This window comes from Arthrobacter livingstonensis, from assembly GCF_003219815.1.
In the GTDB taxonomy this organism is placed as follows: Bacteria; Actinomycetota; Actinomycetes; order Actinomycetales; family Micrococcaceae; genus Specibacter; species Specibacter livingstonensis.
On the sequence record NZ_QJVD01000005.1, the window covers coordinates 37,754 to 63,201 of the forward strand.

16 protein-coding genes and 1 tRNA gene are annotated in these 25,448 nt (G+C 67.0%); 3 read left to right on the forward strand and 14 right to left on the reverse strand.

Annotated features, from left to right (window positions below; genetic code table 11):
* Nucleotides 1-761: 761 nt before the first annotated feature.
* The 13 genes from CVV68_RS06040 to CVV68_RS06105 all read right to left on the reverse strand — a co-directional run bounded on the left by CVV68_RS06040 (nucleotide 762) and on the right by CVV68_RS06105 (nucleotide 18,495).
* A complete protein-coding gene (locus CVV68_RS06040; RefSeq protein ID WP_110500114.1) occupies nucleotides 762-3,506 on the reverse strand; it encodes a helix-turn-helix transcriptional regulator in 2,745 nt (914 codons plus the stop codon).
* A complete protein-coding gene (locus CVV68_RS06045; protein ID WP_170133099.1) occupies nucleotides 3,503-6,118 on the reverse strand; it encodes a LuxR C-terminal-related transcriptional regulator in 2,616 nt (871 codons plus the stop codon). Before CVV68_RS06045 ends, CVV68_RS06040 begins: the two co-directional genes overlap by 4 nt.
* A gap of 272 nt (nucleotides 6,119-6,390) precedes the next feature.
* On the reverse strand, nucleotides 6,391-6,975 hold the full coding sequence (gene pth / locus CVV68_RS06050; RefSeq protein ID WP_110500116.1) for an aminoacyl-tRNA hydrolase: 585 nt from the start codon (nucleotides 6,973-6,975) through the stop codon (nucleotides 6,391-6,393).
* A 10-nt stretch (nucleotides 6,976-6,985) separates the two neighbouring features.
* A complete protein-coding gene (locus CVV68_RS06055; RefSeq protein ID WP_110500117.1) occupies nucleotides 6,986-7,564 on the reverse strand; it encodes a 50S ribosomal protein L25/general stress protein Ctc in 579 nt (192 codons plus the stop codon).
* Nucleotides 7,565-7,846: 282 nt separating this feature from the next.
* Nucleotides 7,847-8,827, reverse strand: a complete 981-nt coding sequence (locus CVV68_RS06060; protein WP_110500118.1) for a ribose-phosphate diphosphokinase — start codon at nucleotides 8,825-8,827, stop codon at nucleotides 7,847-7,849.
* 39 nt (nucleotides 8,828-8,866) lie between these two features.
* Complete coding sequence (glmU, locus tag CVV68_RS06065) at nucleotides 8,867-10,315, reverse strand: bifunctional UDP-N-acetylglucosamine diphosphorylase/glucosamine-1-phosphate N-acetyltransferase GlmU (protein ID WP_110500119.1); 1,449 nt, start codon at nucleotides 10,313-10,315, stop codon at nucleotides 8,867-8,869.
* Between the two features lie 192 nt (nucleotides 10,316-10,507).
* Nucleotides 10,508-10,579, reverse strand: a tRNA-Gln gene (locus CVV68_RS06070).
* A 413-nt stretch (nucleotides 10,580-10,992) separates the two neighbouring features.
* Nucleotides 10,993-11,829: a putative endonuclease domain-containing protein gene (locus CVV68_RS06080; protein WP_110500121.1), complete on the reverse strand. Its 837-nt coding sequence runs from the start codon at nucleotides 11,827-11,829 to the stop codon at nucleotides 10,993-10,995.
* Nucleotides 11,830-12,220: 391 nt separating this feature from the next.
* A complete protein-coding gene (locus CVV68_RS06085) occupies nucleotides 12,221-13,999 on the reverse strand; it encodes an ABC-F family ATP-binding cassette domain-containing protein (RefSeq protein WP_110500122.1) in 1,779 nt (592 codons plus the stop codon).
* 24 nt (nucleotides 14,000-14,023) lie between these two features.
* On the reverse strand, nucleotides 14,024-15,097 hold the full coding sequence (locus CVV68_RS06090) for a 4-(cytidine 5'-diphospho)-2-C-methyl-D-erythritol kinase (protein ID WP_245933378.1): 1,074 nt from the start codon (nucleotides 15,095-15,097) through the stop codon (nucleotides 14,024-14,026).
* On the reverse strand, nucleotides 15,098-15,976 hold the full coding sequence (gene rsmA / locus CVV68_RS06095; protein WP_110500124.1) for a 16S rRNA (adenine(1518)-N(6)/adenine(1519)-N(6))-dimethyltransferase RsmA: 879 nt from the start codon (nucleotides 15,974-15,976) through the stop codon (nucleotides 15,098-15,100).
* Nucleotides 15,977-16,096: 120 nt separating this feature from the next.
* A complete protein-coding gene (locus CVV68_RS06100) occupies nucleotides 16,097-17,269 on the reverse strand; it encodes a resuscitation-promoting factor (RefSeq protein WP_110500125.1) in 1,173 nt (390 codons plus the stop codon).
* Between the two features lie 242 nt (nucleotides 17,270-17,511).
* Nucleotides 17,512-18,495, reverse strand: a complete 984-nt coding sequence (locus CVV68_RS06105; RefSeq protein ID WP_110500126.1) for a TatD family hydrolase — start codon at nucleotides 18,493-18,495, stop codon at nucleotides 17,512-17,514.
* A gap of 160 nt (nucleotides 18,496-18,655) precedes the next feature.
* On the opposite strand from CVV68_RS06105, the gene CVV68_RS06110 reads away from it, so the two are divergent.
* Genes CVV68_RS06110 through CVV68_RS06120 form a run of 3 tightly spaced genes read left to right on the forward strand, consistent with a single transcriptional unit; the run spans nucleotide 18,656 to nucleotide 23,684 of the window.
* The gene (locus CVV68_RS06110) at nucleotides 18,656-19,777 is read left to right on the forward strand and encodes an AAA family ATPase (RefSeq protein WP_245933379.1); all 1,122 of its coding nucleotides are present in this window, start codon (nucleotides 18,656-18,658) and stop codon (nucleotides 19,775-19,777) included.
* Nucleotides 19,777-21,183, forward strand: a complete 1,407-nt coding sequence (locus CVV68_RS06115) for a DUF58 domain-containing protein (RefSeq protein ID WP_110500127.1) — start codon at nucleotides 19,777-19,779, stop codon at nucleotides 21,181-21,183. Before CVV68_RS06110 ends, CVV68_RS06115 begins: the two co-directional genes overlap by 1 nt.
* Nucleotides 21,180-23,684, forward strand: a complete 2,505-nt coding sequence (locus tag CVV68_RS06120) for a transglutaminase TgpA family protein (RefSeq protein ID WP_110500128.1) — start codon at nucleotides 21,180-21,182, stop codon at nucleotides 23,682-23,684. Before CVV68_RS06115 ends, CVV68_RS06120 begins: the two co-directional genes overlap by 4 nt.
* 6 nt (nucleotides 23,685-23,690) lie before the next feature.
* Here the strand turns inward: CVV68_RS06120 and CVV68_RS06125 are convergent, their stop codons facing one another.
* Nucleotides 23,691-25,187 carry an NAD-dependent succinate-semialdehyde dehydrogenase gene (locus tag CVV68_RS06125; RefSeq protein ID WP_110500129.1) on the reverse strand — a complete coding sequence of 499 codons (1,497 nt, stop codon included), beginning with the start codon at nucleotides 25,185-25,187 and terminating at the stop codon, nucleotides 23,691-23,693.
* Nucleotides 25,188-25,448 lie beyond the last annotated feature (261 nt).

Consider the following 25,448-nt stretch of genomic DNA (forward strand, 5'->3'; position numbering starts at 1 on the left):
ATTTGCCCCCATTTTCCCGGCCAAGGCGGGGATGTTCTGAGGCTCTTTCTCCCATGCGGTGTGCTTGGGGCGTTCCTTGCTTCCAGTGGTGGATGGAACGTGCGCCGGAGACAGCGCGGACCGTGACTTCCCTACGGTCGGACGGCTTCTGAGATCGCTCACAGGTTCCTCGCTGCCATGTCCACGGCGACAAGTGGAACCGCCTGCTGGTGGAAATTTGGGGGAGCCGACGGCGGCTGGGGGAAAGCCTTGGTCTCAGAAGGCTTATCCGCCGCCGACTCCGAATGTGGAGCTTGATGGTTTACATCAAGCAGTGTGACCGACCGGGAGGTCGACAAGGCGGCTGAAGCCCCGCGGTGCCAGTTGGCCCCCAGTTCGATCCGGCCCATGGAGCGGCCGGGCAGTTCAAAGGATTCACCAAGGTTCAAAGAAGTTTTCGGCCGCATGGCCTTGGGGAAGATCGTCAATGCCTGCGCGTACACCGAAACCGGAGCGGCCGTTCCCGGCCGACTCGGTACTGCGAACGTGGTGGATTGAGACCCGTCCATGGTGAGACCTTCTTTGTGTGAGACCTTTGATTGCTGTCTCCAATTCAAGTCCAGCCAAGAACGTTCCACACGAGTGTCCAGTACTCGAATCTTGGCATTTCATTTATGCAAGTACCCACGTACTACTCAGGTAGCACCCTGGTACCACTCGGTAGTACTTGACTTCAGCAGCAAGGCCCGGGCGGCAGGCCGTCGTGGCGTCACCCCCTGGCGTCACCCGATGGCGGAGGGCAGCTCATCGCGGCTTGAAATGCCCAATTTCCCATACGCCCGGTAGAGGTGTCCCTCCACGGTGCGCAATGACACCATGAGTTCTTCGGCAATCTGCCGGTCACTCAGACCTGCCGCCGCCATCGAGGAGACCTCACGTTCACGGCGGGTCAGCTGGACAGCCTGCCGGCCGTCCGGGCTCGAAGCCTGGGCAGTTACTATGCCGTTGCCGGGGACTTGCACACCCAGGCCCTCCGCCACTTTTCGCAGGCTGGCGCGGGCGCTGCGCACTTCATGGCGCGATCCCGAGGAGCCCAGCAGCGGGACCGAGCGTTCCAGCGCCTGCTCGGCAAAGCCAAACAATCCCGCCGCACCCAGTGTCTCGCCGGCCGCGGCCAACAGCTGTCCGTCCCCACTTTCGAGTGCCCGGGCATACTGGCCCAGGGCCGTGGCCCATGGCCCTTCAACACCCGCAGCCACCCTCCCCAGCCTAGGCACCACGCCTTCATCCCCCAGTTCCAGGGCGATGGCCAGGGCGTTCAGTTCCAAGGTGGTCGAACCGCCGGCGAGCGCCGCATCGGCAAGACCGACCAGCTCAGCCGGCGCTCCGGCGTCGTGCCCCAACAAGTACCGCGCACCGGCCATGTATGCCCTTTCGTCGGACAAGACCAAAAACATGCCGGCGCCTTCCACATGGGCGTCCACAAGCTGCTGCGCCAGCTGCGAATTACCGAGCCTCGCGGCCGCGTAGGCGGCCATGGCGGTGCAAAATCCCAGCAGCTGCTGGGGATCGCTGAGCATCAGGGCGTCAACCCCGGCGCGTAGCACGTCCAGGGCATCGGCGGTCTTGCCGCCACGCAACAACGCCATGCCGCGGACCACGCTGGCACCGCCGCCAAAGGAAAACACCACTGGACCGGCGTCGACCGAGAATTCCTCCAACACCCCTGCCGCCGCCTGCCAGTCCCCGCAGAACATGGCCGCGGCAACAAGGCGGAGCATGATGGTCTCCGGAAGGAAGAACACGTCATTTTCCTCCGAGTGCTCAATGGCGTAGGCCTCGGCGGCCCGCTCCATGCCCTGTTGCGGAAAGCCCTGGGCCGTGAGCCGCTCGGCGTCCATGGTCAGCGCCATGGCACGGTTGAGCCGGTGCGATGCGGGCGAAAGCCCGTCAGCCGTTGCCAGCAGCTGTGTCAGGCCGACCATTTCCGAGTACCGGCCTTCACGCGAAAAGGCCATGAGTTCCAGCAGCAGAGCCCCCGATTCAGTGTGGGACCTGATGGAGGCGCCCTCCCTGGGATTCGCCAGCGCCAGCGCCGCGCCCCTGCTTCGCAGAGCGGCGGCATCGGCGGCGACGGCCGCCACAGGCATGCCCAGGGCGTTCCTGGTGACGGAGCGCAACAAGCTGCCGAACATCAGGTCCTCAAGGTTGTCCGGTTCCTCCGGCAGCGTTTCCATGTGGGAAAAGGCACCCTGGTAGTCGCCAAGGTTGAATTTGGCGCGGGCCCTGACCATGGCTGCCCGGAGCCTGTATTCCTCGTCATGGATGCGGTCTGCGAGTTCCAGGGCCGTGGCGGACTGGTACAGCTTGGTGGCAAAGATGGCTGCGCGGAGCACTTTCTCACTCGAGACCTCCACTCCGATTTCCGCTGCCCAAAGGACCCGCCGCAGCAGCGCCTCCTTGCTGAGCGAACCCTCGTCAAGCTTGCTGATGAGCCGCTCGTGGAGCAGGCGGCTTTGCGCCAGGGGCACCATGCCGCGGATGACTTCCCCGTAGATGGGGTTGGCCAGGACAAGCACCCGTGACGGGGGCGCGAGGTAGCTGACCAGCCGCCACTCCAGCAGCTCCTGGACGGCGGGCCGGCCCACCAGCTCCTCGATGGTGAAAGCAGCCATGGGCTCGGAAAGCGCCACCAGGTTCAGTGCGTCCTGCCCTTCGCGTGAGAGCCCCCGCAGCTCCCTCCGGACGGCCTCATTAAGGTCGTGGCTGTGGGTTGGCGCGTTTTGGTCCCCCACCCAGATGCCGCGCCGCTTCACCAGGAATCCGCGTTCCACGGCTTCGGTGACCAGCAGCCGCAGGAACAGGGGGTTTCCCGCGGACCTCGACCAGTAGTGCCAGCTGCTTGCCGGCAGGACGGGACCGCCGAGCATCGCCTCACAAAACGCATGCGCCCGGTTCTGGTCAAGGGGCAGCAGCACAATGTTTTCGGCCATCCCCGTTTCCCACAATTTGGGCAGGGGTTCCGGCAGGCTGTGCCTGCTGGAGTGGGAAGCAACCAGGTTGACCATGCCCGATTGCACCAGGCTGACCATCACCTCGGCCGTCGCGGCGTCCATGGAATGGGCATCGTCAATGACGACAATGGGCAGTTCCTGGCTGCCGGCGCCGTCCGGGACAATGGCATCCTGCATGCGCTGAAGCTGCGCAAAAACGCACCGCAGCACCACCATCCTGGGACTGACCTCCCCGGCGCCGGCACCGGCCAGGAACGGGGCCATGACACCGAAGGGCACCTTTGCCAGCGACGTCGAGCCGTGGATGGACAGGACCGGCACCCGGTCCCTTGCTGCGGCAGTGAGTTCATGCAGGATCGTTGAGGCGCCCAGCCCGCTGTCGGACGTCAGGAAGACAGCCCGGCCCTCCCCGGAACGCAGGGCGGAGGTAATGTCCGCCAGCTCCTCCTCCCGGCAGAATGGCGGTTGCAGCAGTGCCCCCTGGCTCGGACGGGGCCCGTTGGGTCCCGTCACAAATTCATCTCCCGCTCCAATTCTGCCCGTGAAGCAATGCCCATTTTCGCAAACACCTGGTACAGGTGCCCCTCCACCGTCCTGACGGAGACCCCGATCCTGGAGGCAATGTCGCGATTGGCCATTCCTCGGACCGCCAGCCCGGCGACCTGGCGCTCCCGCGCGGTCAAGGGAACCACCCCGTGGTGCGGCACAATGGGCAGGACCGGCACCTCCGGCATCAGCAGGTCCAGCCGGTGCTGTGCCTCGCGGGCCAGGCGCATCTCGCCCGCGTTCCGGGCCAGATCCAGGGCCACCACCGCGCAGCGGGATTCCACGGCGGACAGTTCCAGCGCGTGCGCGCCTTCCGCTGCCTGCAGCGCCAGCGCCGCGCGGCCCTCCCGATGCGACCGGGCCAGCGCAACATTGACGGCAGCCATGGGTCCCTGGCGCTTGAGCGAGGACTCCTCCAGAAGCCTGTACTGTTCGTTGTTGCCATGGGTCGTGGCGCCGAAAAGGTTGATGGAGGCCGTGGTGAACCGGCCCTTGGCAATGTCGATTTCCGCACTGGCCACCAGCTGTGCCGCGGCGGTGGGATCATCGAGCCAGCGCAGTGCCATGAGCTGGAAGAACTCGGCCATGGAGCGGTTCATCCACAGCGTGAAAACCGCGGATTCCCGGGCCTTCGCCAGATACCGCCGGGCGTTCGCGACGTCATTGGTTTGCGCAAAGGCCAACGCAAGCGCTGAATAGGCCAGCTCCAGGCTGTTGTACGTGTCGCGGACCTCCAGCTGGGCCGCCGCAGTCAGCAGCACGTCCGCCGCCTGGGTTCCGCGTCCGGCGTAAGTGTAGGCAATGCCCAGGGCCAGTTCGATTGCACCGCCGCGGTATTGGGCCACGCCGGCCGAAAACTCGACGGCCTGCTTCAAGACCGCCTCACAGCTCCGCCACTGCCCACTCCACGTCAGCGCCAGGACCATGCCCTGCCAGTGCCAGTCGCCCATGCGAAGGTCCAGTCCGTGCTCTTCAACCTCGGCCTCTATGGCAGCTGAAAGTTCCACGGCGTCGAGCTCGCGTCCCGTCGCAGCCAAGGTGAGGGCCAGCAGGCTGGAACAGTTGAGACGGTATTCCCGGTCCGTTGGGTCGTTGCTGCCGGATTCAAGCTCCTCTGACACCTGGGCAAACTCCCCGCGGTGCACCTGGAACTCAAAGCGGGCCAGGTTCAGGTACTTTTCCGCCTGGACCGTTTCTTCCCCTGCCGCACTTTGAATGCGCCATGCCACCTCGGCGAGGACTTCCTCAATGCGCGAATAGCCATCGGGCACCCACAGCAGCGCCCTTGTCAGTTCCATGGCCCACGAAGCGTAGTCTGACGGGCTCAGCGCGGACAGGAGTTCCGGGCCAACGGAGTCGAGCGCACTGACGGCCCTGGGGTAGTTGGCAAGGAGGTAATAGGTCCGGCTGCGCGCCTGGGCAGCGGACACTTCCAGCCGGTGTCCGCGGGGGATCTGTGCACAACAAGCAAGGGCAAGCTGGGGGTCAAAGAAGTGGACTGCCGCTTGAGCCGCTGCCAGCGCCACCTCGGGTTCAAGGACCATGCCGGCATCGTTCACCCATCCGGCAAATGTTAGCAGTTGCTGCTTGTCCATGGTGGCCGGGTCCAACGCCAACACCCCGGACATCTCCTGAAAGTATCCGGCCTTTTCAGCGGCCGTAAGCCGATTCCTGATGGTTTCACCCATGTACGGTTCCGCCAGGGCGACCATGTTGTTGCTGCCGAGGCCAATGGCGAGGAACCCGCGTTCCTCCAGTTCGGTCACCGACTCCGGGCCCAAGGCGCGCATGGCAACAGAGAGAGGCACCTTCCGCAGGAGGGAGAATTTTTCAAGGCCGGTCCGCACGGATTCCGGCTGGCGGGCCATCCGCGATTCCACCAGTTGCTCCAAAAGGCTCCCGGAAGAGACGTTCTGGTGCCCGCCCAGCACCCAAATGCCCCCGTGCCGGCGCAGCGCGCCGGTGTTGAGGTGTTCACTGACCAGCGCCTGCAGGACCAGCGGGTTGCCGGAGCTGGACGCATAAAAAACGGCGACCACGGACTCCGCGACGGCGCCTTCCAAGGCCCGTGCCAGCAGGGCCCGCACTTCCGCCCGAGAAAAGACGTCAAGCCGCTGCGTCGCCAACAGCCCGTCCTTGACCATCCACACCAGGTCTTCCGGCAGGTCGGCGCTGGTGCGGGCCAGGACCAGCAGCTTGGCCGTGCCGCTGAGCACCAGCTGCATCAACACGCCCATGCTTGCCGTGTCGATGCCGGGCAGTTCGTCCAGGACGATGACCGTGGGCCGCCCCTTGGCGTCCTGCCTGACCAGCTCGAGCAGGCCATGCAGGACAGCAGCCGGTGATTCCGTCTGGTGGTCGACCAGCCGCGCAAGGTGCATGCTGAAGATGCCGTACGGGACTTCTGAGTCATTGCTGGCACCAAAAACCCGCACCACATGTGTTGTGGCGGAAATCCGCGCAGCGACCGCCCGTGACAAGGTGGTTTTCCCCACGCCGCGGGGACCAATGACCGCCGCACCGTGGAGGCCGGGATCCTCAAGGTGTGCAACGACGGCGTCCACGGGCTCCTGTCGCACCAAGGAAGACCACCTGTGCCTTTCCCCGGCACCCATGGCTCTTCTCTGAGACCGCCGCTCCCCCCAAAGACCCGGCTGAGGCGAAGCGTCTCCCCGCACGCTTGTCATGCTCACACATCCCCTAAGTCACGCAGCACCCGCATGAGATGGAAATCATTTCACGCGGCGGTGATTTAGCCTGATTATAACAGCGATGTGGGCTCGACTGGAGAATCGGTGACGTCAAATAGGCCCGCCGCCGGCGCGCAGTGCCGCGCCGGGGCTCGTTCCGGTCAGGGTTTGGCGTCGTGGAATTTCTGCTGTGTGGCCGCCAGGCCCTCCGTGATGAGCAGTTCAGTGGCATCCGCCACGGCGTCGATGAGGAACGGCAGGTCCTTGGCCTCGGTGGAGGAAAAGTCCCGCAGCACATGACTGGCCGCATCCGCGCGCCCGGGTGGGCGGCCCACGCCGGCCCGGATGCGGTAGTAATCCTTCGTGTCCAGCGTCCGGGAAATGTCGCGCAGGCCGTTGTGCCCGCCTTCGCTTCCGCCCTGTTTTAACTTGACCGTGTTAAAGGGGATGTCGATTTCATCGTGGATGGCGACGACATGGTCCGGAGGCAGATTGTAGAACTTGGCCAGCGACGCCGTCGGGCCTCCGCTGAGGTTCATGAAGACGGTGGGCTTGGCCAGGATGAGCTTGGCGCCGCCCACGCCGAGCCGGCCGGTGGCGACGAGCGCACGCGCCTTGTGGGTCTTGAACGTGGCGCCGAGGCGGGATGCAAGTTCTTCAACCACCATGTAGCCAATGTTGTGCCGGTTGCGGCTGTAGCCGGGCCCGGGATTCCCGAGCCCGACTACAAGCCAAGTGTCGTCCATGTGCAGGAGACTACTCTGCGGCAGCTGCTTCGGTTTCTTCGGCCTCGGCCACGACGGCGGGCTCGGCCAGGTGCACGATCAGCAGCGAGGGGTCGGTTAGCATCTCGACGTTGGCCGGCAGGACCAGGTCGGCGGCGTGCACGTGCTGGCCGGCGGTGCGTCCCGTCACGTCAACCTCAACGCGGACGGGCAGGTGCGTGGCGTCGGCGGAGAGGCTGACAACCACTTCCTCCTGGTTCACGACGACGGACGGTGCCGGCTCGCCAACGATGACGACGGGGACGTCAACGGTGACCTTCTCGCCCTTCTTCACGGTCAGCAGGTCAATGTGCTCGACGATCTGCAGGACCGGGTCACGCTGGACGTCCTTGACCAAGGCCAGGTGTTCCTTGCCGTCAACCGTGATGGTCAGCAGGGCGTTGGCGCCGCGGATGGCGCGGACGGTGGAACGCTCCGGCAGGACGATGTGCAGCGGTGCGGCGCCGTGGCCGTAAATGACCGCGGGGATCTGGTCGGCGCGGCGGATGCGGCGGGCAGCGCCCTTGCCGAATTCGCTGCGGACTTCAGCGGTGAGGTTCAAGTCAGACATGAAAAAGCTCCTTCTATTCTTTGGTGTGGGCGTGGACTAAACAGGTCAACACAATCCGTCAAAGATTCAGGAGCTGTGGGACCCAGTCGATCACGGACGCTTTAAGGGCGTCCCTCGCCAAGGTTTACTGTGCAAGTTTAGCAGGTTCCGGTGGTCGAGGCTGGCGGAAACCGAGTCGGCCCGGATCTGACACCCTTCACTGGACAGTAGTGGCGGCTTTGGCCGCTGAAAGCAGCCACTACTGTCCAGTCGCGGCAATTGTGGCCGGACCGCTGCCGAATGTTAGGCGTTGCCGTCGAAGAGGCTGGTGACCGAGCCGTCCTCGAAGACTTCCTTGATGGCCCGGGCCAGCAGGGGCGCAATGGAGAGCACCGTCAGCGTGGGAAACCGCTTCTCCGCCGGGATGGGCAGCGTGTCGGTGACCACCACTTCCCGGGCGCCACAGTTGGCGAGGCGCTCGGAGGCCGGGGCGGAGAACACGGCGTGGGTGGCGGCGATGATGACGTCCTTGGCGCCGGCGTCCTTGAGCACGCGCACGGCGCCTGCGATGGTGCCGCCCGTGTCGATCATGTCGTCAATGAGCACGCAGGTGCGTCCCTTGACCTGGCCCACCACGGTCTTGGAGACGGCCTGGTTCGGCACCGTCAAGTCGCGCGACTTGTGCACGAACGCGAGCGGCGCGCCGCCCAGTCGTTCGGCCCACTGCTCAGCCACGCGCACGCGTCCCGTGTCGGGCGAAACCACTGTGACGGCGTCGTCCCCCACCATTTTGCGGATGTGTTCGGCCAGCAGCGGGATGGCGAACAGGTGGTCCACGGGTCCGTCGAAGAAGCCCTGGATCTGGGCGGTGTGCAGGTCCACGCTCATGATGCGGTCGGCGCCGGCGGTCTTGTAGAGGTCCGCGACCAGGCGGGCGGAGATCGGCTCGCGGCCGCGGCCCTTCTTGTCCTGGCGGGCGTAGGGGTAGAACGGGGCCACCACCGTGATGCGGCGGGCCGAGGCGCGCTTCATCGAGTCCACCATGATGAGCTGTTCCATGAGCCAGTTGTTCAGCGGCGCCGGGTGGGCCTGGATGATGAACACTTCCTTGCCGCGCACGCTCTCCCCCGAGCGGACGTAGATCTCACCGTTGGCGAAGTCGTAGGCGGACATGGGCAGGAGCTCCGTGTCCAGGCAGCGCGCCACTTCCTCGGCCAGCTCGGGGTGGGCGCGGCCGGACGCCAACACCAGTTTCTTGTCGCCGTTGTAGCTAAGTTCGCTCATGGGATCGCTTTCTCGCGGTGGTGGGGTCGGTGAGAAGTCTTAGTTGGATTTTGCGGCCGCAGCCGCCGAAACGCTGCCGGGGCGGTGCGCCTCGGTCCAGCCCTCGGCGTTGCGCTGCGGGGCCACCGTCAGCGTCAGCGCGCCGGCCGGGACGTCCTTGCGCACAATCGCGCCGGCCCCGGTGAATGCGCCGTCCCCCACGGTCACCGGAGCCACGAAGACGGTGTTGGAACCGGTCCGCACGCCCGAGCCGATCACCGTGCGGTGCTTGTTCACGCCGTCAAAGTTGGCGGTGATGTTTCCGCAGCCAATGTTGGTGTCCTCGCCAATTTCGGCGTCGCCGGCGTACCCCAGGTGCGAGAGCTTGGAGCCGCGGCCGATCGTGACATTCTTCGTCTCGTAGAAGGCGCCGATCTTGCCCTCCGCGCCCAGGACCGTGCCGGGACGCAGATATGTGAACGGGCCCACGTGCGCGCCCGCACCGATGATGGCGCCGGAACCGTGCGTGCGCGTGACCTCTGCCCCTTCGGCGATTTCGACGTCCGTGAGCGTTGAATCCGGACCGACGACGGCGTCGCGCGCCACCGTCGTTTTCCCGTGCAGCTGGGTGCCGGGCAGGATGGTGACGTCCTCGTCAAGTTCCACGGTGGAGTCGATCCATGTGGTGGCGGGGTCGATGACGGTGACGCCGCCGCGCATCCACGATTCGACGGTGCGGCGGTTGTGTTCGGCGCCCAGCGCGGCGAGCTGGACGCGGTCGTTGGCGCCCTCCACCTGCCACCGGTCCGTGGTGACCACGGCGGCAACGCGGCCGCCGCGCGCCCGGGCCAGGCCCAGCACATCGGTGAGGTACATCTCGCCCTGGCTGTTGTCCGTGGTGACGCCCCTGAGCGCTTCGCGGAGCACCTTGGCGTCAAAGGCGTAGATGCCGGAATTGATCTCCCGGATGCCGCGCTCTTCTTCGGTGGCGTCCTTGTGCTCACGGATGCCCAGGACGGTGCCGTCCGTGGTGTCGCGGAGGATGCGGCCGTAACCGGCGGCGTCGTCCAGTACTGCCGTGAGGACGGTCACGGCATTGGTGTCCCTTTCGTGCGTGGCGGTCAGCTCTTCGAGAAGACCGGTGGTGAGCAGCGGCACGTCGCCGTAGGTGACCACCACGGTTCCTTCGGTTTCCGCTTCCGCGTCCAATGCTGCCAGCGCTGCCTGGACCGCGCGGCCGGTGCCGGGGATTTCGTCCTGGTCCACGATCAGTGCGGTGTTGTCCAGCTCTGCGATATGGGCGGCCACCTGGTCGCGCTCAAACCGGACCACCACGGCCAGACGTTCCGGGTTCAGGCCCTGCGCCGCGGCCAATGCATGGCCCACCATGGATATGCCGCCAATGGGGTGCAAAATCTTGGGTAGGCGGGACTTCATCCGGGTCCCGGCGCCGGCTGCCAGCACAATGACTGCGGCGGGATTGGATGAATTGGTGTCTTGGGGGCTCACTAAGTGGCACTCCTGCCCGGACCATGTCCGTGATCAAACCTACGCAAATGGAAACAAGTCCATGCTACCCGTTCACGCAGGGGTGCCCGTTCACTGCCCGTTAACATCCCATGCAGGGAAAGGCCACGGCGGGGAAGGAACCCGGCGCATGGCATCCGGTGTCAGGGATGGCCGGCTGCCGGCTTCAGCGTGTTCCGCCCATAGGATTCGAACCTATACTCCACAGCTCCAAAGGCTGGGGTGCTGCCATTACACCAGGGCGGAATGTGCGCCGCTGCCATTACGCGCAGCCCACGAGAATATAGTGTGCCACGGCGGGGACATATTTTGCGACTTGGGCCCTTCTATCGGCTGCATTGTCCACCGCGCCGCTGGAGGAATATGCACAAGCTGACATCCTCGCCCGTAGCCATTTATTCCCCCGCCAGAAGGATTCGAGGCGGCATCACCGTCGCGCATGCGCCAGACCTATCGCAGGTTTCGCGCATGGGCAAAACCTCGTACGACAGCTTCAACCATGCACCAGACTCGGTGTGGGTTAGGCGCATGATTACCTCTGCGCAGAACTGGAAGTGAGTTTCACGCCGGTGCAAAGCGGACCTTGGGTGTGCGCTAAATTCGTGCACGAGTTCGACGCAGACGTGCAGCGTACTCATTGCGAGCGCCAAACTCACCCTTCAATTTTGCGCACCTTGGATTCTGTCAAGCGCCTGGCTGATCCAATTCATCATGATGTCCGGCCGGTGAAGCACAATGTACGCCGGTATGCGCAGGCACCACCGCCCCTTGACCACCAGCAGATTGTCACGTCGCAGGTCCTCTTCCCACCCTTCAGGCGTATTGTGGTACGTTTCGCCATCCGTTTCTACGCCCAGAATCCCTTCCACCAGCAGGTCCAGGTGCCCCACGTCCTTGACATGAAACTGCCCCTGCACGTTGTAGCCGGCTTTCCGCATGTAGTAGCGGCCCACTGTTTCGGCGATCGATTGGGACTGGGGATCCATCATGTCGATGATGGCGCGGGCTGCAGTGTCTTCACGGCCCGAAAATTCCTTGCGGAGCTCGGGGATGGTGCACTTGCCAAGCACCACCGCAGATTCCAGAACTGCCAGGGCTTCCACCTCGGTCCCACATTTCACGCACTGGCGGAGGATGTCCATGAGGGTTTGACCGCCCCGGACCCGATGGACGACGCAGCCTGGCACCGGCCGGCCGTGGGCCACGGCAACGTGGGTCTGCTCGGGTTCCCTGATGACCCACAACCCGATCTTCTTCGCCTTGTTTAGGCAGGTCCGCCGTCCTTGGTGCTGGGCCAGGAAGACGTCCAGCGGATCTGCGTGTGGAAGGCCGAAATGGCCCGGTGCAACAGTCTTGATGCGCCCCTGCAGCTCTGCCTGCCGCAGTTCCCAGTCGGTACATCCGGCGGCTACCAGGTCCTTGCGCCGGGCCACGGTTGCGAACGTGGCCTTGATGTACTCTTCCGGGCTCTTTTTCTTTGGGTCTTGGCTGCTCATGCCTCAATTTTGGCCGCGGCGTCAGGCCGCAAGCCGTCCGACGGGCCGAATGTGGACGCTTCGCCGGGCGTTGCCCCCTGTGGAGGGATGTTGACCACAGCCATGCGCACAACTGCGTGCCACATCATGCGCTCGGGAAAAGCCGGACCGCCGCAACGTCAGACAGGCGCAGGACTCATGGCGGGTTCTGCGCGGGAGATACTCTGCGCAGGACTCATGGCGGGTTCGGCGCCTGCGCCAAGAGCACCAAATTCCACTCCTGGCCGCTGCTTGGGCACTTCGGAGGCCTCCAGCCATTCCAGCTCGAGCGCCACTCCGGCTCGAGCGCCACTTCAGAAGTGGCGCAGCGGCGAGCGCCCACCCTGCGCAGCTTCAAAGTTGGGCGTATTTGCTACTCGAGCACTTCGGAGGCCTCCAGCCATTCCAGCTCAAGCCCCGCCTTTTCGCCGGCCAGCGCAGCCAGTTTCGCGTTCAGCTCGTCCAGGGCATCGTACTCGCCCACCTTGGACGACATCTGCGAGTGCACCTTGGCCTCGGCGGCGGCCACCTTGCCCAGCTGGCGCTCCACGCGGTTCAGCTTCTTGCGGGCATCGCGCTTCTCGCCTTCCGACGGCCCCGACGCGGCACCGGACCCGGCAGTGGCCGGCTTGGAGGCGGCGGACAGCGCCTCCTCGCGCAGCTGCAGGTACTGGTCCACGCCGCCGGGCAGCCCGCGCAGCTTTCCGTCGCCCAGCATCGCCATCTGGTGGTCGGTGACACGCTCCAGCAGGTACCTGTCGTGAGAAACCACCACCAGGGTCCCCGGCCAGCCGTCCAGCACGTCCTCCACCGCGGCCAGGGTGTCCGTGTCCAAGTCATTCGTGGGCTCGTCGAGCATGAGCACGTTTGGTTCACCCACGAGCAGGCGCAGCAGCTGCAGGCGGCGGCGCTCACCACCGGACAAATCACGCACCGGCGTCCACTGCTTGTCCTTCGTGAAGCCCAGCTGCTCCACCAGCGCCCCGGCGCTCATGTCCTTGCCGCCCACCTCGAAGGAGCGCTTCTCCCGCTCAATGACCTCCAGCACGCGCAGGTCCAGGACGTCGTCCAGCTCCCGGACCTCCTGCGTCAACACGGCCGTCTGCACGGTCTTGCCGCGCTTGAGCCGGCCGGACGACGGCTCAACCTCGCCGTTGAGCAGCCGCAGCAGGGTGGTCTTGCCCGCACCGTTCACCCCGACCAGCCCCAGCCGCTCCCCGGGCGCCAGCCGCAGGGTGATGTCCTTGAAGATCTCCTTGTCGCCATAGGACAGTGAGACGTTTTCCAGGTCGAGCACGTCCTTGCCCTGCCGGGCCGTGGCCATGCGCGACAGCGCCACGGTGTCCCTTGGTTCGGGGACGTCGGCAATGAGGTCATTGGCCGCCTCGATGCGGAACTTCGGCTTCGCCGTGCGGGCCGGGGCTCCGCGGCGAAGCCACGCCAGCTCCTTCTTGACCAGTTGCACGCGCTTGGATTCAATGACGGAGTTCATGCGGTCACGTTCGGCGCGGGCCAGCACGTACGCGGCATATCCGCCGTCGAACGGGTCAATGATGCCGTCATGGACCTCCCAGGTGCGGTTGCAGACCTCGTCGAGGAACCAGCGGTCGTGGGTGACGACGACGAAGGCGCCCTCGTTGGCCCGCCAGCGCTGCTGCAGGTGCTTGGCCAGCCAAGCCACACCCTCCACATCCAGGTGGTTGGTGGGCTCGTCCAGCATGATGACGTCGTCGCCGCCGATGAGCAGCTTGGCCAGGGCCACGCGCCGCTTCTGCCCGCCGGAAAGGGAATGGATGTTCGCGTGCCAGTCCACCTCGCCCACCAGCGCGCCCATGATCTCCCGGATTTTCCGGTTGGATGCCCACTCGTGGTCGGCGGCCTCGCCCACGATCGCGAAACCCACGGTACTCTCGCCGTCGAGCACGTCCGACTGGTCCAGGTAGCCAATGTGCACGCCGGCGCGGACGGTCACGCGCCCGGAATCCGCCGTTTGCCGCCCGGCCAGCAGGCGCATCAGCGTGGATTTGCCGTCCCCGTTGCGGCCCACGATGCCGATGCGGTCACCGTCTTCGAGCCCCACCGTGACACTGTCCAGGACAGTGCGGGTGGCAAAGGCGATGCTGAGATTTTCTCCACCAAGGAGGTGTGCCACGTCAAACCACTTTCATTAAGGTATTCATGCGTCAACAATTCGTTGTGCCCCGTGCACGGGCCCTTCCACGGCTTGTGCGTCAAGGCCGTCGCCCGCCAGCTGCGCCACCAGCTCCAGCGCATGCGCCGGGTCGCGGGCCAGCATGGCCACCGTCGGCCCCGACCCCGAGACCAGGGTGGCCAGCGCACCCAGCCGGGTCCCGGCGTCGAGCACGTCCGCCAGGCCCGGGGCCAAGTGCACGGCGGCGCGCTGCAGGTCATTTTCCAGGCACGGAGCCAGCAGGGCCGGGTCCGCCGCGCGCAGGGCCGCCAATATCCGCGGATCAACCTGGTCCGGCTCGACCGGATCCTCCCCCGCACGCAGCGAGTCAAGGGTGCCGTAGACCACGGGGGTGGACAGGCCAAAGTCGGACTGCACCAGGACCCAGTGCAGCGGTTCCGGGGCCAGGGCGGAGGTGAGCCTGTCCCCCACCCCAAGTCCGACGGCGGCACCCCCCAGCAGTGCGAACGGCACGTCCGCGCCGAGCTCGGCCCCGAGGAGGGACAGCTCCTCGCGGGAGAGGCCCGTGTGCCAAAGCGCGTCGCAAGCCACGAGGGCCGCTGCCGCGTCCGCCGAACCCCCGCCCATGCCGCCGGCAATGGGCACGTGCTTGCTGATTTCCAGGTGCACCCCACACGCGTTTTCGCTGATGTCCGCCACGAGCAGGGCGGCGCGGACCGCCAGGTTCCTCCCGTCCAGCGGAATGCCTGCGAGGAGCTCCGGGGCAAGTGAGCTGCCGGGGCTGATGCTGACGGTGACGTCGGAGGGCGGCGTGCCGGGCTTGGCAGTGGCCTGGACTTCCTCGTACAGGGACACGGCCAGGTAGGTGCTGGCCACCGTGTGGTAGCCGTCGTCGCGCAAGGGTCCGACGCGGAAGGAGGCGTTGATCTTGCCGGGGGCCTGGACCCGGACGTGCTTGGGCCGGCCCGTCCAGTCGTATTCGGCGCCGAGGGATTCTGGGAAGACGTCCGCCGGGCCGGGCCGTCGGCCCGCATTGCCCCGCCGGCCTTCCGCGGCGCCGCCAGCTGAGCTGTCCCTGCCCGGGTTCATTGCTTCCATTTACGCCGTCATGGGAAGCTTGGCCTCGGCGATGCGGGCAAAGGCCGCCACGTCGATCACTTCGCCGCGTGCGGTGGGGTCCACGCCGGCCACGCGCAGGAAGCGTTCGGCCTCGGCCGCGCCGCCGGCCCAGCCCGCCAGGGCCGCCCGGAGCGTCTTGCGGCGCTGGGCGAACGCCGCGTCGATCACGGCGAACACCTGCTCGCGGCTGGCGCGGGTGACGGGGGGTTCACGGCGGACAAATTCCACCAGCCCCGACGAGATCTTCGGCGCCGGCCAAAACACGTTCATGCCAATGACGCCGGCCTTGCGCATCTGCGAATACCACGCACCCTTGACCGATGGCACACCATAGGTCTTGGACCCGGGCCCGGCCACCATGCGGTCTGCCACCTCATCCTGGACCATGACCAGCCCGTGCCGCAGCGACGGGAAGTGTTCGAGCAGGTGCAGGACCACAGGCACGGCCACGTTGTACGGCAGATTGGCCACGAGGGCCGTGGGCTCCCCCGGAAGCTCGGTGATGCGCATCGCGTCGGAAAGCACGACGTCGAGATTTCCCGCTTTTTCGGGGCGGAACGCGACCACGGTTTCGGGGAGCCGTGCGGCCAGGACGGGGTCGATCTCCACGGCCACCACGCGGGCGGCGGCGTCGAGCAGCCCCAGTGTCAGGGACCCCAGTCCGGGGCCTACCTCCAGCACTGTTTCCGCCGGGTCCACCTTGGCGGCGGCCACGATCCGGCGGATGGTGTTGCCGTCAATGACAAAGTTCTGGCCCAGCGTCTTGGTGGGGCGAACACCGATTTCCTCCGCAAGGCGGCGGATCTCGGTGGCACCGAGAAGCGGCTGGGTCGCGGGGCTGGGTTGGGGGGAGGTCACTGCACAATCGTATCCGCTCCCGGTGCTGCGTCCCGTCGAGGCAGTTGAACCGCCGTTAATGAAAGCGCCCCCACAGCTTTGGGAGCCTGCGGGGAGCACTGTGAAGAGAAGGAGAAGGTGCTATCCGGCGGCGCCGGCGCAGCCCCACGGGCCCAGGCCGCGCTCGGCATAAACCTTGTTGGCAATGGCGATCTGCTGTGCCTTGGTGGCCAGGCTGGCGTTGGGCGCGTAGGCGCCGCCGCCGGCACCGATCCAGGTCTGGATGTCGAACTGCAGGCCGCCGTAGTAACCGTTTCCTGTGTTGATGGCCCAGTTGCCTCCGGCCTCGCACTGGGCAATGGCATCCCACATGGCCGTGTTGGCCATGGCCGGGGCCTTGGCTCCGGTGTTGGCGGCCGCGGCGGGGGCCGGGGCCGGGGCGGGGGCCTTCGGTGCGGGGCGGGCCTTGCTTCCCACGGTGACCTGTGCGGCAACCGGTTCAGACAGAACCTTGGCGCCGGTCTTGCTGCGGTTGACCACAGTGCCGTCAACGGACACGGTGCGGAACGTCGTTTCCAGCATTCCCGCCGCGCCGGCACGGACCGTCTTCTTCTGGTCCTTGAACATGGCCGGGTCGAGCGTCTGCACCGTCTGGAACGGGAGCGCCGACTTTTCGGATGCGGTCCCTGAGTTGTTGACGCGGGAAACCTTGATCACCATGTTCTCCACCACGTTGGCCACGGCGGGCGCCGAGACCAGGTCCGTGGCGGCAACCTTGACGCCGGATTCCGACAGCACGCCCGAGACGGTCCGGGCGGTGGTGGTCTTCACGGTCTTCTTGCCGTCGGCAACGACGGTGACCTGCTTGGGGGTGATGATGCTGATGTCGCTGGCGCTGGCCAACAGGGCATCGGCCGGAGCCGAGACGCGGGCGTTGGCGGCGATCCCTAGCTGGTTGATCAGGCCGCTGATCTTGTTCGAGGTGGTGGTGACCGTGCGCTCCGTGCCATCGAGGTTCACTGTGATGTCCTTGGCCGTGTCAACGCTTATGGTCGTGCCGTTTTCCACCTGTGAGTCCAGGGCCGGGGTGACCCTGTCCTTCGGGCCGACCGTGACGTGGGCCTTATCCAGGACATCCGCCACGGAGCCGCCAAAGGTGGAAACTGAACTTGCCGAGCCGTCCACCGTGAGGCTGATGGACTTGTTGGCGCTGATGAACGTCATGAGCCCGGCCACGAGGGCCAGGAGCACTGCGGCCTGCCCGGCAATCTTCAAAAAGTTCAGCTTGCCATTGGTGGCGAAGAGGTTGGTCACTTGTTCCCGTTACTACTAGAGCACCCGGGCACGGGGAGTGGCGGAGCATTTTTGCACGGTCCTGCCCTTGCGTCAGGTGCACTGCAAAAATGTCCGTCGCGAACGGTTGCGGCAGGATCCAATTGAACGGTGGATCCCGCTGCTTCTCATCCGTAGGCCTTCCCCGACCCCGGCTAATAGTCCCCCAGCGTAACCTGATCGTTACCAATAAGACAAGGTTTGGTAACGCTCAGAGGTCCTTCTCACACGTTCCAGGAGCCATAAACGGCCTCCGTGTTGGCCCGCAAAAGCTGGCCGAGGCTATCCAGTCCCCGGCCCATCAATTGTCCCATGCTTTGCACCGTGTACGGCAGCATATAGCTGGCGTTGGGGCGTCCCCTGTGCGGATGCGGCGTCAAAAATGGGGCATCGGTTTCCACCAGGAGCAATGCCGGATCGGCCACCACAAGTGCCTCGCGCAAATTCCCTGCATTTTTAAAGGTTAGGGTGCCCGAAAACGACATGTACCAGCCGTTATCGTTACAAATTTTGGCCAGTTCGGCGTCCCCGGAGAAGCAGTGAAAAACCACGCACGACGGCGGCCCCTCCTCCCTTAAAACCGCCACCACATCGCTGTGGGCGTCGCGGTCGTGGATCTGCAGCGCCAGGCCGCGCTTTTTGGCAATCTCGATGTGGCGGCGGAATGAATACAACTGACTGGCAATGCCGTCGGGCCCGGTCCGGAAATAGTCCAGGCCCGTCTCCCCGATGGCCCTGATGCGCGGGTGGGCGGCGAGGGCGTCAATCTCCTCCAGCGCGGCGTCCAGCGCGGTGGTCCCGCCGCCGGCGGGACCACCGCCGGCAGTCCCTCCGCCAGCTCCGCCCGCACCGCCGGCGCCGCCGCCTGCCAGGCCGGCCAGGCCCGGCGCGTCGTTGGGATGGATGGCCACGGCGCCCAGGACGCGGGGATCCAGGTCTACGGCCCGCACGGTGAAGCGCGACGATTCCAGGTCGCAGCCCACCTGCACGGCACCGGCAATGCCGACCTCCTCGGCCGCATCCAGGGCATCCTTCAATGCGACGGGCGAGTCGCCAAAGTCAAAGTGCGTGTGGTTGTCATACACCGGCACGGGCAGCGGCGCCGGGGCGGGCGCGAACCCCGGGCGCCGTTTTCCGGCGTCGGGCGTGCCGTCCTGGGCGGGTGATTCGTCGCGGCGATAGGGGCGGGGCACGTCAGGGGAGCACATATTTGGCAATTTTACCCATGTTTATGCACGGGCTGGCGGTCATGTCCGGCGCAAACCCGGCATACTAGTAGCGTGGGTCACAGGCAGACACACACTGGCTCCAACGACCACTTCGGTCACACGGGCCTGACTCTGGTCAGACGGACCTGAAAGGTTGGGCATGCACCCGCGAGAGACTCTGACGGCGGCAAAAACGTCCGGCTCGGACACGGCCGGGATGCCGGGCACGGCCCCACAGCAAAACCACCAGGACCGGCAGCCGGCGCAGCCCACCACGCCGCCACGGCAGCAGGCCATGGACGCCGGCAGGTTTGCCGGGCTCAGCCGGGACATCATGGCGGCCATGAACACCGTGATCGACGGCAAGGAAGAGGCCGTGGAGCTGGCCTTGACAGTGCTGCTGGCACGCGGGCACCTGCTGCTTGAAGATGTGCCCGGCGTCGGCAAGACCCTCCTGGCCAAGACGCTGGCCCGCACCGTGGACTGCACGGTCAACCGCATCCAGTTCACCCCGGACCTGCTTCCCAGCGACATCACCGGCGTGTCCATCTACAACCAGTCGGCACAAAGCTTTGAGTTCCGCCCCGGCGCCATCTTCGCCAACCTGGTCATTGGCGACGAGATCAACCGCGCGTCCGCCAAGACCCAGTCGGCGCTGCTGGAGTCCATGGAGGAGCACCAGGTCACGGTGGACGGGACGTCGTACCGGCTGGCGGAGCCGTTCATGGTCATCGCCACACAGAACCCCATCGAGATGGAAGGGACCTACCCTCTCCCCGAGGCGCAGCGGGACCGCTTCATGGCCCGCATCTCCATGGGCTACCCGGATACGACGGCGGAACTCGCCATGCTGGAAACCCACCAGTCCGTCAACCCACTGGAGGCGGTGCGGGCCGTGGCCACCACAGCCGATGTGGCGGCGATGCTGGACGTCGTGGCGTCAACGCATGTTTCCAGTGCCGTCAAGGAGTACACCGTGGCGCTGGGCCAGGCGACCCGCAGCAGCGACCAGCTCCGGCTCGGCGCCAGCCCGCGCGCGCTGCTGCAGCTGCTGCGGGCGGCCAAGGCGTCGGCGGCCCTGGCCGGCCGCGGCTTTGTCCTTCCCGACGACATCCGCAACCTGGCCGAGCCCGTCCTGGCCCACCGCCTGATCGTGGAGCGCAAGGCCGCGAGCATGGGCACCACGGCGGCGCACGTCATTGCCGACGCGCTCGCCCGGATCCCGGTCCCGGCACAGCCCGGCACGGCACAGCCCGGAAAGAGCAACGGCGCGGCACCGTGATGAGCTGGATTCCGGAGCGGATTTTCCGGCCCCGCGGCTGGGTGATGATGGCCATGGGCCTGCTCGCCCTGCTGCTGGCCCAGTGGCTGGGCCGCCGCGACCTGCTGGTGGTGGCCGTGTTCCTGCTGGCCCTGCCGCCCCTGGCCAGCGCGGGCCTGCGCCTGCTGGCCCCCGGCTTCAGCGTCAAGCGCCGCTTTTCCCCGGCCTTTGTGGAGGCAGGCACGACGGCGTCCGTCACCCTGGAGGTGCACGGCACCACCCCCGGCGGGGCGAGCGCGCGCATCACCGAACAGCTGCCCGCCCACCTCATCGACGTCCCGCGCTTTGACTACCCCAGCCCGGTCAGCCCGCGCAGCCTGCTCAGCCGCTACAGCTACAACCTGCACCCCACCCGCCGCGGCGTGTTCACCATCGGCCCGCTGACCGCCAGGTTCGGCGACCCGTTCGACGTCGCCCTGCTCACGCGCGACCTCGACCCCGGCGAGTTGCTCACGGTGGCACCGGCCGCCGTCGTGCTGCCGGAAATCTCCCTGACCGGCGGCCGCGGGCAGGACGGCTCGCGGATGACCCGCCAGCAGGCCAACCCGAGCGACGACGACGTCATGACCCGCGAATACCGCCACGGGGATCCGCTCCGGCGCGTGCACTGGCCCGCCACGGCCCGGCAGGGCAAGCTGATGGTCCGCGCCGAGGAGTCCGTGACCACCCCGGAGGCCGCCCTGGTCCTGGACCAGCGCATGTGGGCGTATGGCGGCGCGGCGAAAATGCCCCGCAGGGCGGACACCCTGGCCAGCACTCCGGCGTTTGAATGGGCGGTGACGGCGGCCGTCTCCATTGCCGTGCACTTGGTGGAACGCTCCTACTCCCTGAGGGTGCTCGACGACCAGGGCCGCCCCGGCTTCCAGTCATCCCGCTCGGCCAACGAACCCGACCGGGAAGATTTTTCCGGCCAGTCCGGTGCCCTCGCCGTGGCCCAGTCGCTGGCCGCGTTGGAGCTGGCGGTCCCTGCCCGCGCCGAGGAGCAGGCCCCGCTGGCCGACACGCTGGCGGACAAGCTCATCCAGACCCGCCGGCGCGGTCCGGTGATTGCCGTCACCGGCCTGCTCACGGACGCCGACGCCATGGTCCTTGCCGCCGCCGTCGAAGCCGCCGAGGGCGCCTATGCCCTGGTGGTCTGCCCGGACCCCGCTCAGATGTCCGGGCCGCTGAACATTTTGCGCCGGGCCGGCTGGCAGGCGCTGGCGCTCACGCCGAACACCCCGCTCTTGCAGGCGTGGGTGGACATTGACGCGCCGGAGCCCCTGCCGTCACCCTCCACGGGCAGCCTGCACCACGTCCCCGCCGCACCGCGGCCGGCCGTTGGCGCAACATCCGCCGCCGCACCGTCCCCGGGGGCCAAGCCGTGACCGGCACCGTCGCGGGGACCCACCCTCCCCACGGCACGCACGACGGCGGCCGGCCGGGTTCCGGCCCCGGCGGCGGTCGGGAGCGTGGCTGGCGGTCCGCCGTGCACAGCTTCCTGGGCCGCCCGGAAACCGGGCCCGCCCGCTGGGTGCTTGCCGTGGCTGTCCTTGGCGCGGTCATGGGCACGTCGCTGGGCTTCCGCAACGTCATGCTGGACTTCAGCTGGCTGCCCAAGGCCTTCCTGGTCGCCGCGCTGACCGTCCTGCTCCCGGCCCTGGTCCGCCGCTATCCGCGGCTGGCCGCCTACGCCCCCATCGCTGCGCTGCTGGGCTGGTTCATGGGGCTGACGCTGGCCTTCTTCCCCGGCACCGCCTACCTGGGAGTGATCCCGTCCACGCGCACCGTGGGCGCCGCCGTGGACCTGGCAACGGAGGCCTCGGCCACCATCATGGTGAACAACACCCCCGTGCCGCCGGACACCGGGCTGGTGTTTGTCATCTGTGCCGGCGTCGGATTCGCCGCGCTGCTGGTGGACACACTGGCCGTCACCGTTGCCATGCCCGCCGCCGCGGCCGCCGGGCTGGTGCTGCTGCTGCTGCCCGGGTCGCTGACCACGCAGGACGGGATCGGCACCTCCGGATTCATCGGCGCGGGGGCGGGCTACCTGCTGCTGCTGGGGTGCTGCCGGTGGTACGCGCCGGACGGCAAGCTGCGGCCCGCCGCCAACCGGGCCAGCAGCGGGACCCTCACCCGGGCAACCGTGCTGGGGACCGCCGTCGTACTGGTGGCGATGGTGCTCCCGGCCGCCATCCCGGGCTTCGACCAGGGCTCCTTTCCGCAGGGCTCGCGCCTGGGTTCGCCGGGGAACGTGGCCGGGCTGGATCCGATGATTTCCCTCGGCAACGACCTGAGGGCGCAGTCGGGCGCGGTGAACCTGACGTATTTGAGCAACTCGGACGTGCCACTGTACGTACGGATGAGCACGCTGGAGGACTTTTCGGGCAAGACCTGGAAGCCTTCCGCGGTCCCGAAGGGCCTGTCGCCGGTGCTGAGCGGGCTTCTGCCCAAGTTTGGGCCCAACCCGGCCGTTCCCGTGGTGCAGACCAAGACCTGGGTGGACGTGGTAAACCTGTCCAGCACCTGGCTGCCGGCGCCGCTGAGCACCACGGAGGTAGTGGACCTGCGCGGGGAGTGGACGTGGAATCCGTCCACGCAGACCATTAACGCCGACGGCAGCAGCACGCGGAGCCAGTCGTACATGGTCACCAGTGAAATGCCCGTGCTGACGCCGGCCCTGCTGGAGGCCGCCACCCAGAAGCCCGACGCCGGCCTGGACCCGGTCTTCACCGCGCTGCCCAACAACGTCCCGTCCATCATCAAGAAGACGGCGGAGGAGGTCACGAAGGGCAAGTCCACCCCCTACGACCGCGCCATGGCCATCCAGGACTACCTGCGCTCCAGCGTCTTTAGCTACAGCGAGAAAACGCCCGTGGACAAGGGCTATGACGGCGCCGGCATGAACGTCCTGGCCAAGTTCCTGGAAGTCAAGGCCGGCTATTGCGTGCACTTTTCCGCCACCATGGCCGTCATGGCCCGCGAGTTGGGCATCCCGTCGCGCATCGCCGTCGGCTACGCCCCGGGCGACCGGACCACGGAAACGGCCGTGGTGGACGGGCAGTCGCTGCAGGGCTACCAGGTGGCCGGCCGCGACGCCCACGCCTGGCCCGAGCTGTACTTCGAGGGCCTGGGCTGGGTGCCGTTTGAGCCGACGCCCTCACGCGGGGCCGTGCCGTCCTACGCGCGCGACGACACCTCCAACACGTCAAATCCCGGACGCAATGACTTCCTCAACGGCGCCAATGCCAATCCCACCGCTGCCGCAGCGCCGACCGCTGTCGCCACGGCTTCCGGCACCGCCGCCGCCGCGGCACCTGTGGCCCCGACCCCGCGGCCGGCCCGGATCAGCGCGACGCTGGTGGGCGTGCTGCTGGTCCTGCTGGCGCTGGCCTCCCCCGCCTTCACCCGCATCCAGGTACGACGCCGGCGCCTGGCCCTGGTGCGGGGGTCCGGGAGGCGGGGAACCGGGAGCCGCGGTGCCGGCGGGCGGGGGTCCGCTGCGGACCCGCGGGACGCGCCGGAGTTGCTGGCGTGGCGTGAATTCATCGACGCGGCCGTGGACCATGGGTACAACCATGACCCGTCCCTGACACCGTCGATGCAGGCCGCGGGGATTGCCCGGCTGGCCGGCCTTGACCCTTCGGATTCCGGTGGTGGCGCAGCGTCCGGCCCCAGAGTCCTTACCCTGACGGCCGCCGACGTGCTGCGCAACGCCTATGAAAACGCCGTCTACGGACCCCCGGCCGCTGCAACGGGCGGCACCGGCCGGGACGACCTCGCAGACGCCCTGGAAGATGTCGGCGGGCGCCTGAAAAGCCGGGCCGACGCCTGGACGCAGGTCCGCGCGGTCCTGCTCCCGCCGTCGCTCTTCAGGAAGACCCGTTGAAGGCGGTCAGGCGTTGTCCGGGTTCGGGAAGCCGATGTACTGGGTGTACTGGTATTCCTCGATGCCTTCCAGGCTGCCCTCGCGGCCCAGTCCGGACTGCTTGACGCCGCCAAACGGTGCGGCGGCGTTGGAGATGACGCCGGCGTTCAGGCCCATCATGCCGGTCTCGATGCGGTTGGCCATGCGCAGTCCGCGGGCGTAGTCCCGGGTGAAGACGTAGGCGACCAGGCCGTACTCGGTGTCGTTGGCCAGGGCCACCGCCTCGTCCTCGTTTTTGAACGTGACGATCGGGGCCACCGGGCCAAAGATCTCCTCGCTCAGGATGCGGGCGCCGGGCTCCACCCCCTGCAGCACGGTGGGCTGGTAGAAGTAGCCGGGGCCGTCCACCAGCGCCCCACCTACGACGGCGCGGGCGCCGTCGGCAATGGCATCCGTGACGAGGGAGTGGACCTTGTCGCGGCTCTTGGCATCGATCAGCGGCCCCACCTTGGTTTCCGGCTCGGTGCCGCGGCCAACCGCCGCCCCGGCCATCTTTGCGGCGAACCTGGTGGCGAATTCCTCCGCGACGGATTCGTGCACCAGGAAGCGGTTGGCGGCGGTGCAGGCCTCGCCCATGTTGCGCATCTTGGCGGCCATGGCGCCCTCGACGGCAGCGTCCAGGTCGGCGTCGTCAAACACCACGAACGGGGCGTTGCCGCCGAGTTCCATGGAGGTGCGCAGCACGTTGTTGGACGCGTCGGCCAGCAGTCGGCGGCCCACAGGCGTGGATCCGGTGAAGGAGAGCTTGCGCAGGCGCGTGTCCTGGATCAGCGGTCCCGTCACGGCTCCGGCGGTCGAGGTCGCGATCACGTTGAGCACCCCGGCCGGCAGTCCGGCGTCGAGCAGGATCTGGGCGAAGAGCTGGCTGGTCAGCGGCGTGAGGTTGGCGGGCTTGAGCACCATGGTGCAGCCCGCGGCGATGGCTGGCGCGATCTTGCGGGTGGCCATGGCGAGCGGGAAGTTCCAGGGGGTGATGAGCAGGCAGGGGCCCACGGGCTTTTTCTGCACCAGGATCTGGGCGGTGCCTTCCGGGTTCCCGGAATAGCGGCCGAAGGAGCGCACGGCCTCCTCGGAGAACCAGCGCAGGAATTCGGAGCCGTACTTCACCTCGCCCGCGGACTCGGCCAGCGGCTTGCCCATTTCCAGGGTCATCAGGAGCGCAAAGTCGTCGGCGCGGGCCGTGACCAGGTCAAAGGCGCGGCGCAGGATCTCGGCGCGTTCGCGGGGCGCGGTGGCGGCCCATTCATCCTGGACAGCGACGGCGGCATCCAGGGCTGCGGCGCCATCCTCGGCCCCGGCATCGGCGAGCGTCAGCAGGACCCTGCCCGTGGACGGGTCCTCGACGTCGAAGGTCTTGCCGGAGGCGGCCGCGCGCCATTCCCCGTTGATCAGCAGCCCGGTGGGGACGCCTGCCAGCAGGGCGCTTTCGCGTTCGGTCAGTTCGGTGGCAGCGGTCACGGTCATGATGACTCCTTCGTCTGTCGGCTGGCCCGGGCTTGGTGCGCGGGGCAGCAGCGTGGTGCTATGAGGTTCACGGTAGTTCTCCTGCGCCAACGGTGTCTACGCATGCGCGCACTACTGGACAGCCGCTGACTGTGCATTTGTCCAACGACCGGTGGATGGTTTCACGCCCACGGAGTGGAGACCCTCGGTGAACTGTGATTTGAAGCCGGCGGGCCGGACGAACATGCTGCCTCTCAAGATGACCATTCAAGATGACGGCGG